Consider the following 12,177-nt stretch of genomic DNA (forward strand, 5'->3'; position numbering starts at 1 on the left):
AATCTATTGAGGCCAGCTAAAATCTCGGGCCGCACGGCGCCTCAATTGGCCGCAGAACGGGTCTTTTCCTGCTGGGGGCTACCCTGCGTCGCATGCTCTTGCCGTTCATTTTCTAGATTGCATCATCACAAAGTAAGTACGTTTTTGCTTTTCGATTTCAAAAATATTATGAATGAAAGTTAAATAGGATCCGCCTGCAATGAGTTCATGCATTTCAACCACCGGCCATCAAATCCCGAGAATGTGTGCAGCGAGCCTGATCCGTCTTGGCAACAGGTGCACAATCTCAAGTCAGCGGAAACCTGCAGCGGCGGTTCAGGAGCTGGTAAATGGGCGATAGCGGCTTGAAAACATACGGCCCATTCATCTCGGGCTCATTCCTGAAGTGGCATGGTGAGACATTGCCGAGTGTTGACCCTGCGACGGGTCAGGAATGGTGTCGGTTTGCGTGTTGCGGGTCTGACGAGGTTGATCAGGCTGTTCGTGATGCGGACAAGGCGTTTCGAACCGGGCCCTGGGCCAATACAACATCTTCGCAGCGCGCGGATATCCTAGATGGTCTAGCGGACGGGCTGCAGAGTCGCTGGGAAGAGCTTGTCGAGCCCGAAATCCGTGACAACGGCAAACGCATCGCCGAAGTCCGCGGACAGTTTTCCGGCTTGCACGGCTGGTACAGGTATTTTGCCGATCAGGCACGCCAGCTTTCGCCCGCGCTGCAATCGAACGGGGTGTTCGGAGTGGAAAGCATCGGCAATTGGATGCCTTACGGGGTGGTCGCCGCGATTACACCGTGGAATTCACCGCTGATGATCTTGGCGTGGAAACTGGCCCCCGCACTAGCCGCAGGGAATACGGTGGTGGTGAAACCATCCGAGATGGCGTCGGCCTCGACGCTGGAATTTGCGCGACTGGCGTGTGAATGCGGCTTGCCTTCTGGTGTATTGAACGTCGTGACAGGTCACGGGCATGAGGCTGGTGAGGCGCTGGTGCGCCACCCGCTGACCCGCAAAGTGACCTTCACCGGCTCTGATATCGGCGGGCGCAAGGTTGCCGAGGCGGCAGCGGCCGGAGTTGTTCCAACGACCCTGGAACTGGGTGGCAAGTCCCCGCAGGTCGTGTTTGCCGATGTCGACCTGGAAAATGCGGTCAACGGCGTCATGTCGGGAATCTTTCTGTCGAATGGTCAGACCTGTGTCGCCGGGTCCCGTCTGATTCTGGAGGAAACGGTTGCCGCCGCCTTTACCAATCGCCTTCTGGAACGCGCCGGCATCCTTCGGCCTGGTGACCCGATGAAAACAGAGACGCAGATCGGGCCGCTGGCAAACGAACCGCATTGGAACAAGGTTGTTACCATGATCCGGCAGGCGAAGGCCGATGGCGCGATTTGCCTTCTTGATGGTACCGAGACAGGGGCCGGGTATCCCGGTTTTTATATCGGACCAACGATTTTTGCCGACGTGACACCGGACATGCATCTCTGGCGTGAGGAGGTTTTTGGTCCGGTCCTTGCGATCACCACCTTCGCAACTGAAGACGAGGCCATCGAATTGGCCAACGACACCGACTACGGCCTAGCGGGCGGAGTCTGGACCTCTGATCAGGACAAGGGCGCGCGCGTTGCCGGCGCCATTCATGCAGGCACGGTTTACATCAACCATTATCGAAGCGTCGATCCGGCAAGTCCCATCGGCGGGTTCAAACTGTCGGGATATGGCCGGGAATTGGGGCCGGATGCCGTCAAGGACTTCCTGCAAAGCAAATCGATCTGGACCGGATCTTCCCCGGTTCCCGACCCCTTCCCGGAACCGACGGAAACAACCCTTTGTGACCCGGAAAGTATGGAGCAATGACATGAGCAATCCAGCCGACGACACCTTGTTCGCAGTTCCCGAGGGTGATTTCCGGGGTCATGACCAGCAACAGGTATGGTCACTTGAGCATGATCCGGAACTGACCGAAGTCGGCCCCGGCAGACCTTGCGGCGAATATCTGCGGCGGTTCTGGATGCCGGTCGCGATGACGGATCAGATTGGCGATCTGCCCTATCGCCTGCGTATACTGGGCGAGGATCTTGTCCTTTTCCGGGAAAAGAAGGAAGGCAAGCTGGGCCTGACTCATCTGCACTGCTGCCACCGCAACATGAGCCTGGAATTCGGTATCGTCGAAGAGGGTGGCATCCGTTGTTCCTATCATGGCTGGAAATACGGTCTGGATAGCACGGTTCTGGAAACGCCCTGCGAACCCCCTGCCAGCCAGGTCAGGAAAAAGGCCTGCCTGGGGGCTTATCCGGTGATCGAATACAAGGGACTTGCCTTTGCTTATCTGGGTCCAAAGAACGAAATGCCGCCATTCCCAGTCATGGACACGTTCGATGATGAAGGAGACGAGCTTGTTCCATATCTGATCAAGTCTCCGTGCAACTGGCTCCAGGTGATGGAGAATGCCTGGGATCCATTCCATGTCGTGTACCTGCACACGCTGGCCGCCCGTGTGCAGTTCACCGAAGCGTTCGCGCATATGCCGATGATTGAGTTCCACGACTGCGCCACCGGTGATTTCTATACCAACGTGCGCCGGGACGGGGACTATATCTGGGTGCGCGTGCACGATCACATGCTGCCCAGTTTCACCCAGAATGGCGGGCATTTTCCGGTGCCGGACCGGTCGCGCTATTTCGGTCGCGGCGGGCTGACGCGCTGGATCACACCGATTGACGACACCAATACGATGGTCATCGCCTGGCGGCACTTTCGCGCCCCCGAGTTCAATGATGACCCGCGAGGGCTGACCAATCGTGACGAGGTCGGGTTCGGCAAGACGGATTTCTACGGACAGGGTCCCGACCGCCCATATGAAACGCGCCAACGCGATCCAGGCGACTACGACGCCTGGGTCAGTCAGGGCCCGATCAATATCCATGCCCGCGAAAACCTGTCGTTTACCGACCGTGGGGTCGCCAAGGCGCGGCGGATGGTACGCAATGCGATCCGGGCGCTGCAAAAAGGCGAGCGCCCCGCACAGCCGACCGACCATTTCACCGGCAGGGTGATCCCAACCTACGCCGGTGACACGGTGTTGAAGATCCCGCAGCAGGAAGGCCGCGACGACGGTGCCCTGCAGAAAGAAGTCAGTTTCAAGGTCGCCGAAATCCTGAAATCGGGCGATCACCTGACCGGCAAACAGAGACGCGACTTTATCGTGAAGGAACTGAAGGATTACGAATCTGGCTGGACTTGACGGTTAAGGGCAAGGCGGCAGGAAAAGGGGATTGGACATGACGCGCATACCGCACAATCCGGGGCGGGTGGAGTGGTCGGGGGAAAACCCGGGCATCTACCTGAAGCGGGATCCGGGTCAGAAGAGCTATGACACCGTGGCGCTTTTCTTCCGGGTGGTTGTATCGCCGTACGGGCGGGGTCATGCGGCCATCGTGCTTGGCGCTCCGGATGACGCACTCGGCTGGCCCATGGTGCCAAATCTAATCATGACTGATAATCAGCGTATGATACGTTGGATCGTCGATGGCTGGGTGACGAAAATGCCGACATTCGTAGGCAAAGCCGGGCTGTCCGCGATGACATGGCTGGACTGTGACAGCGTTGAAAAACGTCCCGGAGACCTGAAAACCCGGTATTCGGAGACCCTGCGCGGGTCTGGCGTGACACTCGAGATGATCTGGCGGGATATGGGCCCGCCGCTGCCGGTCGAGGTGACCAAAGAGAACTCGGCGACCAAGGAACACGAGATGTATTCCGTTTTTCTTGAGGCGGGCCAGGCGGAGATCAAGATCAACGGCACCACCCTGACCGGCCAGGTGGCGGAACGTCAGTTCTTTGGCCGCAGGATGAGCACCGCCTTTCTGGCTTTTTCAGAAACCTGGGTTACGCCGCAGGAGGATGCCTGATGCCACTGAATGAACCGATCACACCGGGCGTGGTTGACTGGACCGGGGAAAATCCCGGAATCCTGTTGAAAGATGACGACGGGAAAATTAGCGCGATGGCCTTGTTTTTCCGTGTTGCCTGGTCGCCTGTGGGACAGGGGCAGGTTCTGCTGCTGTACGGCACCCCCTCTCAGGTCGAAGGCACTTCGGATGCGCCGAATGTCATCCTCAGCGACAATCCCGATCTGACTGCTTTTCTGAAAATGAACTTCGTCAGCAAACTAGCAGCCTTTGCCAACGCGCCAGCTTTTGAAACCCTTCCGGAAATCGGCGCGCAGGTGGTTCGCAGCTCGGGTGACCCGATGAGCCATCGTTACTCTGAAACCATCGTTGGCGGAACCCTGACGGTTGAACTGGTCTGGGAGAAGCTTGAACCACCCCGCGCATTGGAGTTGTCCCCGCATGAGGTGGCATCGGGTGAACAGAACATGTTCTCGCTTCTGATCCCGGCACAATTCGCACAGATCATTGTAAATGGGCGTGCATTGCCGGGAAAACTGGGGACACGGGTTCAGGCCGGGTTCGAGACCACGACCGCGTTCCTCTATTTTTCGGAAACCTGGATCATCCCGCCGGAGGTCTCATGACTCTGCACCCCGCCGACCAGCTGGCGTTTGACCGGGCGATGGTGACGCAACCGGTCTGGAACCGTTTCAACACGGCCTCCGAAGCAGTCGGGTTGGCTGAAAACGTGCTGTTGCATGCTGGTCCGGCGTTCTCTGCGCCGGAACAAATCACTGTACCCATCCTGAATTCCGCCTGTGTCGCGGCAGTCTGGGAAGGGTTGGCCCGGAATTTCGATCAGGCCGAAGCGATGATCATGGCACAGGAAATCCTGTTGCAACCAGCGCAAGACCATGACGTGGTCACACCACTGGCTGCCGTTGTCTCGGCAAATATGCCCCTTCACACGATTTACGATGCGTGGCGGGGACAGACGCGGGTATTCACCCCGATCAACGGCGGCGCGCGCCCGTCCATGCGGCTGGGTCTGCGATCGCAGGCAGTGCTGGATCATATCCGCTGGCTGAACACGCGATTTCTGGACATCCTGCAAAACGGCATCGCCGAGGGCATTGCACTTGTTCCTCTGGCGGTCATTGGTCTGTTGGGTGGTGATGATTGTCACGGGCGAACCCCCGTCAGCACGGCTGCGCTTGTCGAGGAACTGAAAGACCGCAGTCCGAAGGGCATTGATGACGCGGATGCGCTGGAATTCATGGCGACCTCACCGTCCTTGTTTCTGAACCTTTGGATGGCCGCAACCAAGATCATGATGAAGCTGGCCGAAGGGGTCGAAGGGTCCAGTTTCGTCACCGCGGCCGGCGGAAACGGGCGCGACGTCGGCATTCAGGTATCTGGCCTGCCCGGGCGTTGGTTCACGATTCCGGCCGCTCCGCCATCAGGTAAATTCGATGTCGATCTACCGGCCGAGCGTGCCCTGGGCGCCATCGGTGACAGCGCTGTGGTCGACGCGTTTGGGCTGGGCGCCATGGCCATCGAACACAGCCCTGAGCAGTTAAAGGGTTTGGGTGCCTTTTTGCCGGACGATGCCAGGACCCGTACATCCGGTTTGGCCGTGGGCGCGCACCCGTATTTCAATGCTTTTGATATCAGTCTGGGCTCGACCGCCCGAGGGGCGGTTGCGCAAGGGGCTGGTCCTGTGGTCAGCCTTGGCATTCTGGATCGGCTGGGACAGGCTGGGCGCTTAGGCGGTGGGATTTATGACATGCCGGTCGATCCCTTTGCCACAGCCTTGCGGGCGCTGTCTTCATGACAGAACTGAATGAACTTGGGGCGTTTGAGCTTGCCGCGCTGATCCGCGCGGGCCAAGCCAAACCGTCCGAAGTAATGGCCGCCCATTTGCATCGCATCGCACACAGAGAGCCTGAAATTGGTGCCTTCGAATACCTCGATGCAGAGCATGCCATGGAGCAGGCAACCCGAGCCGACGCTCTGCCCGTCAACGGGCCGCTGTTTGGGGTGCCTTTCGCGATCAAGGACATCATTGATACCGAAGACATGCCAACAGGATGGGGCAGTGACTTGTATGCGGGGCGGCAGCCAACGCGCAATGCGGCCTGCGTTCAGGCATTCATAGATGCGGGCGCGATTGCAGTCGGCAAGACGGTGACAACCGAGTTCGCCTATTTTCGCCCGGGCAAGACGGCAAACCCCCACAACACCTTGCACACACCCGGCGGATCTTCGTCAGGCTCAGCCGCAGCGGTGGCCGACTTCATGGTGCCGCTGGCCTTTGGTTCGCAAACGGCAGCTTCCCTGATCCGGCCAGCGGCCTATTGCGGGGTATATGGGTTTCGGCCAACTATCGGTGGCTATCCGCTGGACGGAGTCATGGGTTTGTCGCAAAGCCTGGATACCCTGGGCGTGCTGGCCCGAAACCCCCGTGATCTTTTGTTGGCGGATTCTGTCTTGCGGGGAACCGATGTGCCGCCGCTGCCAGACTTCCAAGACAACTTGCCGCGTATCGGGCTGATGCGTGGCCCACACTGGATGGATGGTACGGTCGAAATGCGCGATACATGTACTCGTGCGCTGGCTGCAATTGCGGCGGCCGGAGCCGACACAGCAGAGGTCGCCTGCCCGCAGGTGTTTTCCGGACTTTCCGACGCCCAAAACACCGTCATGAGTTATGAGGCCGCCCGGTTGCGCGCTGTCGAATACAGCGCGGGCGAGTCCGCGATCAGCCCGCAATTCCATTCGCTGATCGAGAACGGCCTTGGGGTGCGTGATACGGACTACCGGCAGGCGCTGACAATCCGCGACAGCGCGTCTGTCGTTCTGAACCAGTTGTTCCGGGATATTGATGCCTTGCTGGTGCCATCGGCTCCGGGACCTGCACCTAAGGGGTTGGAAGCCACCGGCGATCCACTGTTTTCCCGAATGTGGAACCTGTTGCAGGTCCCGTCCTGCGCCGTACCGTTCGGGGCTGATCCAAGCGGCCTGCCGTTGGGATTTCAGTTGATCGCACCATGCGGTGCCGACGCGCGGTTGTTGGGCATTGCGCAATGGGTTCATGATATTCTTCAGGCTGAGCCATAGAATAATGGGCACGAATCCCGGTCCAAGTGGCGTGTAGGTTGCTGGCTATTTGGTTTTCAGTAGTCCTTTGCTGGGGCCACGGGTTCCGCCTCAAAACAAAATTCTGTCGCACGACTATCGGCCGAGCGAGCAAGTGCATGTCGCTAACGAGAACTTTTGTCGCAAATCGGCTTGTCGAAGCATTGGCGCGACGGCAAGATCAATCGCATGAGAGCGAGTCACATCTTGAACCCTCTGGACCGTCGCGCGACCGGTTGCGATCTGGTCGCGTCAGCCTGAAGCGCGGGCATCTGCCGGGGCTCATCTGCGCTGTGACGATCATATCCGGAAAACTTCATGACATTTCAAAGACTGCGTCTGGCCATCGATATTGGCGGCACATTTACCGATACGGTTCTGGTATCCGGTGAAGAGACGATACTGGCTTCGACAAAAACGCTGACCACGCACCAGAACCCGGCAGATGGCGCGATGGAGGGCGCGGTGCGCGTAATGGCACAGTCCGGGCACGACCTGAATGAAATAACAGGGTTCATTCACGGGACCACCCTTGCAACCAATGCACTGATTGAGCGGCGCGGCGCGGTTGTGGCGACGGTGACGACCGAAGGGTTCCGAGACATCCTTGAGATCGCGTACGAGCGGCGCTATTCGCAATATGACATCAATCTGGAAAAGCCCGATCTGCTGGTGCCGCGCGAACGGGCGTTGACCGTTCGTGAGCGGATGGCGGCGGATGGAAGTGTGCTGATCCCGCTGGAGGATGACGCGATTGATGCATTGTTGGCCGATCTAGACGCCAGCGGTGCCGAGGCGGTCGCGATCTGTCTGATGCATGCTTATGCCAATCCCGACCATGAGCGGCGCCTGCGCGATGCGCTAGCCGAGAAACGCCCCGGTCTGACGGTTTCGATCTCGTCCGATGTCAGCCCCGAGGCGCGTGAATTCGACCGTCTCTGCACCACGGTTGCCAATGCCTATATCCAGCCGCTGATGGAAAGCTATCTAAGGCGGTTCGTCGCCCGGTTCGAGGCCGAAGGCGTGACCTGCCCGATCCTGATGATGACTGCAGGGGGTGGCATGTGCACGGTACGAACCGCCGCCCGGTTTCCGATCCGACTGGTGGAAAGCGGGCCGGCCGGGGGCGCCATCCTTGCCGCGCGCATCGCGGCGCGGGCTGGGATTTGCAATGTTCTGTCCTTTGATGTGGGCGGCACAACCGCCAAGCTGTGCCTGATTGATAACGCCCGGCCCCAAACCTCACGCCAGTTCGAAATCGCGCGCGCAGCTAGGTTCATCAAGGGATCGGGCATGCCCGTGCGCATTCCGGTGATCGAAATGATCGAGATTGGCGCGGGTGGTGGTTCTATTGCCGGTGTCGACCGTCTGGGTCGTTTAACTGTTGGCCCGAAATCAGCGGGGTCGGAACCCGGACCCGTAGCGTTTGGCCGGGGTGGCACAGAGCCAACCGTGACCGACAGTGACATCACGCTGGGTTACATCGTGCCCGACACATTTGCAGAAGGATACATCAAGCTTGATCCGGAAGCCTCGAAAGAGGCCCTGACCCGTGTGATCGGATCACGCCTGGACACCGATGCGACGGGATCGGCCGATGGGGTCAGCCGGATCGTCGATGAAAGCATGGCCAGCGCTGGCCGGATGCATGCCGTGGAATCGGGCAAGGATCTGGGTCCGCGCACCATGATCGCCTTTGGTGGTAACGGGCCGCTGCACGCCAGCCGTGTGGCGCGTTCGGCCGGGGTCAGCCGGATCGTGATCCCGCCCAATCCGGGCGTCGGCTCGGCGGTGGGTTTCCTGTTCGCACCAGTCAGTTTCGAAATCGTGCGCTCGCGTTATTCGCTGCTGGAAACGCTGGATTTTGATGGGATCAACACCCTGTTCGCCGACATGATTGCCGAGGCCAGCGGCGTTGTTGCACAAGGTGCAGGCGATGCGCTTACCGAGACGCAACGCACTGCCTTTATGCGCTACAACGGTCAGGGTCACGAGATCGAGATTCCCCTGCCCGACCGTGCCTTAACGGCGGATGATATCAGCCCGCTGATAACGGCGTTCGAAACGGAATACCGCAAGCAGTTCTCGCGCCCGGTGCCGGGGATGCAGATCGAGATTCTGAACTGGGCCGTGCGCGTTGCCACGCCGGATGCCGAGTTGCCGGATATTCCGACAACACCTGATCTGACCACGATCACACCTTCCGAGACGCGCCCCATCACCTGTGATGTTGACGGACAGAAAAAGCAGGCAAGCTTTGTCCCCCGCGACAGCCTGAGACCCGGCGACCGGATACATGGCCCGGCACTGATCACCGAACCGCAGACCACAACATTGGTCTCGGCTGATTTCTCGGCGCATGTGGACGCCATTGGAAACCTCGTCCTGCTCCAGGACCAGAAAGGAGGCGCATGATGACTGCCGATCATTCTCCCGCCCGCCTGCAAGTGATGTGGAACCGACTGCTGGCAGTGGTCGAGGAACAGGGCCAGACCCTGATCCATGCAGCGTTCTCACCTATCGTACGGGAATGCGGCGACATTTCTGCCGGGATATTCGACGTTCATGGCCGGATGTTGGCGCAGGCCGTCACCGGCACACCGGGCCATATCAACACCATGGCCGAAGCGGTGATGCATCTGCGCGAACGTTTCCCGGTGCAGAACATGAAACCCGGCGACATCTATATGACCAATGATCCCTGGCTCGCCTCGGGGCATCTGAACGATTTTCTGCTGATGATGCCTGCGTTCAAGAACGGCAAGGTCGTGGGCTTTACCTCCTGCACATCCCATCTGGTCGATCTTGGGGGCCTCGGCATGGGTCCGGAAGGGTCGGATATCTATGACGAGGGGCTGCTGATCCCGCCCTGCAAACTGGTTGAAGAAGGGGTGCCGAACGCCCTGCTGCTGGACATAATCCGCGCCAACAGCCGCGAGCCAATTGCAAATGAGGGTGACATATATGCGCTGATCGCCTGTTGCGAAGCAGGCGTAACCCGTCTGGTCGACATGATGGACGAGTTCGGCATCGACGATCTGGACAGGCTGGGCAACTACATCATCGACACCTCGCGCCGTGGTACGCTTGAGGCGATCGCCGAAGTGCCAGAAGGCGTCTACAGGAACGCGCTGAAGATGGACGGCTATGAGAACGAACTGGAACTGCACGCGACACTGACAGTCAGCAAATCGGGCATGCATGTTGATTTCACCGGCACCTCGGGTTTTTCGCGCAAGGGTATCAACGTGCCGCTCAACTATGCCACCGCCTATACAGTGTTCGCACTGCGTTGCATCGTCGGCTCTGACATCCCCAACAATGCCGGGTCGTTGGAACCGTTCACCGTGGACGGACCAAAGGGCTGTATCCTGAATGCACAGCGCCCTGTGCCGGTCGCCATGCGGCATACGCTGGGACAGGTGACGCCTGATCTGGTGCTGGGGTGTCTGCATCAGGCGCTTCCCAATGCAGTGCCGGCCGAAGGTGCCTCGTGCATGTTCGACCTGCCAATGCGTCATGCGCCGGAAGTGGCCCGTGATGGTGGACGCGAGTTCGCCGTTGAACCGGTACATAATGGCGGCACCGGCGCGCGGCCACACGCGGATGGCCTGTCGGCCACTGCTTACCCTTCGGGCGTATTCGGATCACAGGTCGAGATCACTGAAAGCGTGGCACCCGTCACCATCTGGCGGCGCGAACTGCGCCCCGATTCCGGCGGCGCAGGCACGTATCGCGGCGGATTGGGTCAACGGATCGAGATGACCTCGGCCAACGGTGCACCCTTCATCGTATTCCTCTCGGTCGAACGGCTGAAGTTCCCCGCCCTGGGGCGTATGGGCGGACGGCCAGGCGCACCCGGGCGCATCCGTTTCCGCGACGGTGAAGGCGACATTCCCGGCAAGGGCGAGTTGCGGGTCGAAGGCGGCGACTATCTGATTTTCGAAACCCCCGGCGGAGGTGGTTTCGGAGATCCCTCCGAACGCGACGCACAGGCACTTGCGCTGGATCTGAAACGCGGCCTGATCAGCGAGGACGGCGCCAAATCCTACGGCGTTGTGTCATGATCCGCCCGGTTTCCCATGTAGGCGCGATGGCGGCGTATGCGCTGGCCGATCTCGGCGGCGCGGACACCATCTCGTTGGCCCAGAACGAAAGTGCCTTTCCTGCAAGCCCCGCTGCCATCGCGGCGGGACAGGCTGCTATGAGTGATTTGCCACTCTACCCCGATCCGGAGTGGCCGGAACTGCGCGCCGCTATTGCCGATGTGCATCGGCTGGATCCGGCGCGGGTGTTATGCGGCGCCGGCTCGATGGAACTGATTGGTTGCCTGATCCGGGCTTATGCCGGACCTGGCGATCGGGTTCTCGGTACGGACTATGGATATGCGTTCGTCTCGTCCGCTGCGGCGCAGGTGCAGGCTGATTATGTCCAGGCCCGCGAAATTGACCTGACAGTATCCGTTGACGACATCCTTGCTGCGATGTCGCGCAAGACGCGGATCGTTTTTGTCTGCAACCCCGGCAACCCGACGGGCACCTTGATTCCGAACTCCGAGATCCTGCGCCTGCGGGACGGGTTGCCCGCAGATGTTCTGCTGGTCGTGGATCAGGCCTATGCCGAGTTCTCTGACGAAACCAATGACCCCGCGGGGATTTTTGCCCTGACTGACAGGGGCGATACCGTGGTCATGCGGACGTTTTCCAAGGCTTATGGTCTTGCGGGTGCTCGGGTAGGCTGGGGGTATTTCCCGCCGGCGATTGCGACTGAGATACGAAAGCTTCTGAATCCCAACAATATCTCGATTGCCTCGCAAGCCGCCGCAACCGCCGCGATGCGCGATCAGGCGCATATGCGGGACGTAATTGCCCGAACCGCCGACATTCGCGACCGCTTCGCCGATCAATGCCGCGCCATGGGCCTGCGCGTCCCCGAAAGCCACACCAACTTCGTCCTGCTGCGTTTTGCCTCGGCCGAAGAAGCACAGCGTGCGGATGCGGCGCTGCGTGCTGAAAATCTGTTGATGCGCGGAATGGGTGGCTATGGGCTGAGCGACTGCCTGCGCGCAACCATATGCGAGGCACCGGTCATGGATCGATGCCTGGCGGTGCTAAAAAAGGTGATATCATGATTTGCGAAACGCGAAGACGAGC

The 12,177-nt window shown here is 59.7% G+C and carries 9 protein-coding genes; all 9 read left to right on the forward strand.

Annotated elements, in window-relative coordinates; genetic code table 11:
• Positions 1-329 precede the first annotated feature (329 nt).
• The 9 genes from ACR0JW_RS05545 (at position 330) to ACR0JW_RS05585 (ending at position 12,155) form a co-directional block, all read left to right on the forward strand.
• On the forward strand, positions 330-1,850 hold the full coding sequence (locus ACR0JW_RS05545) for an aldehyde dehydrogenase (RefSeq protein ID WP_480713661.1): 1,521 nt from the start codon (positions 330-332) through the stop codon (positions 1,848-1,850).
• 1 nt (position 1,851) lies between these two features.
• Positions 1,852-3,237, forward strand: coding sequence for a Rieske 2Fe-2S domain-containing protein (locus tag ACR0JW_RS05550; RefSeq protein WP_170678802.1), 1,386 nt, complete (start codon positions 1,852-1,854; stop codon positions 3,235-3,237).
• A gap of 37 nt (positions 3,238-3,274) precedes the next feature.
• The gene (locus ACR0JW_RS05555) at positions 3,275-3,904 is read left to right on the forward strand and encodes a hypothetical protein (RefSeq protein WP_480713662.1); all 630 of its coding nucleotides are present in this window, start codon (positions 3,275-3,277) and stop codon (positions 3,902-3,904) included.
• Positions 3,904-4,530 (forward strand): hypothetical protein, encoded by a 627-nt coding sequence (locus ACR0JW_RS05560; RefSeq protein ID WP_480713663.1) that lies wholly within the window; start codon positions 3,904-3,906, stop codon positions 4,528-4,530. Before ACR0JW_RS05555 ends, ACR0JW_RS05560 begins: the two co-directional genes overlap by 1 nt.
• Positions 4,527-5,720, forward strand: a complete 1,194-nt coding sequence (locus ACR0JW_RS05565; protein WP_480713664.1) for a YlbE family protein — start codon at positions 4,527-4,529, stop codon at positions 5,718-5,720. The genes ACR0JW_RS05560 and ACR0JW_RS05565 overlap by 4 nt, the downstream gene beginning before the upstream one ends.
• The gene (locus tag ACR0JW_RS05570) at positions 5,717-7,006 is read left to right on the forward strand and encodes an amidase (RefSeq protein WP_170678808.1); all 1,290 of its coding nucleotides are present in this window, start codon (positions 5,717-5,719) and stop codon (positions 7,004-7,006) included. The genes ACR0JW_RS05565 and ACR0JW_RS05570 overlap by 4 nt, the downstream gene beginning before the upstream one ends.
• 336 nt (positions 7,007-7,342) lie before the next feature.
• A complete protein-coding gene (locus ACR0JW_RS05575; RefSeq protein WP_170678810.1) occupies positions 7,343-9,439 on the forward strand; it encodes a hydantoinase/oxoprolinase family protein in 2,097 nt (698 codons plus the stop codon).
• Positions 9,439-11,091 (forward strand): hydantoinase B/oxoprolinase family protein, encoded by a 1,653-nt coding sequence (locus ACR0JW_RS05580; protein WP_480713665.1) that lies wholly within the window; start codon positions 9,439-9,441, stop codon positions 11,089-11,091. The genes ACR0JW_RS05575 and ACR0JW_RS05580 overlap by 1 nt, the downstream gene beginning before the upstream one ends.
• Positions 11,088-12,155, forward strand: a complete 1,068-nt coding sequence (locus tag ACR0JW_RS05585; protein WP_170678814.1) for an aminotransferase class I/II-fold pyridoxal phosphate-dependent enzyme — start codon at positions 11,088-11,090, stop codon at positions 12,153-12,155. Before ACR0JW_RS05580 ends, ACR0JW_RS05585 begins: the two co-directional genes overlap by 4 nt.
• Positions 12,156-12,177 lie beyond the last annotated feature (22 nt).

Source organism: Ruegeria sp. BG6 (genome assembly GCF_056538465.1).

Bases quoted from the DNA above. Each gene is read 5' to 3' on its own strand.
- ACR0JW_RS05550 (WP_170678802.1), top strand. From the start codon at position 1,852: ATGAGCAATCCAGCCGACGACACCTTGTTCGCAGTTCCCGAGGGTGAT.
- ACR0JW_RS05570 (WP_170678808.1), top strand. From the start codon at position 5,717: ATGACAGAACTGAATGAACTTGGGGCGTTTGAGCTTGCCGCGCTGATC.
- ACR0JW_RS05575 (WP_170678810.1), top strand. From the start codon at position 7,343: ATGACATTTCAAAGACTGCGTCTGGCCATCGATATTGGCGGCACATTT.
- ACR0JW_RS05555 (WP_480713662.1), top strand. From the start codon at position 3,275: ATGACGCGCATACCGCACAATCCGGGGCGGGTGGAGTGGTCGGGGGAA.
- ACR0JW_RS05580 (WP_480713665.1), top strand. From the start codon at position 9,439: ATGACTGCCGATCATTCTCCCGCCCGCCTGCAAGTGATGTGGAACCGA.
- ACR0JW_RS05545 (WP_480713661.1), top strand. From the start codon at position 330: ATGGGCGATAGCGGCTTGAAAACATACGGCCCATTCATCTCGGGCTCA.
- ACR0JW_RS05565 (WP_480713664.1), top strand. From the start codon at position 4,527: ATGACTCTGCACCCCGCCGACCAGCTGGCGTTTGACCGGGCGATGGTG.
- ACR0JW_RS05585 (WP_170678814.1), top strand. From the start codon at position 11,088: ATGATCCGCCCGGTTTCCCATGTAGGCGCGATGGCGGCGTATGCGCTG.
- ACR0JW_RS05560 (WP_480713663.1), top strand. From the start codon at position 3,904: ATGCCACTGAATGAACCGATCACACCGGGCGTGGTTGACTGGACCGGG.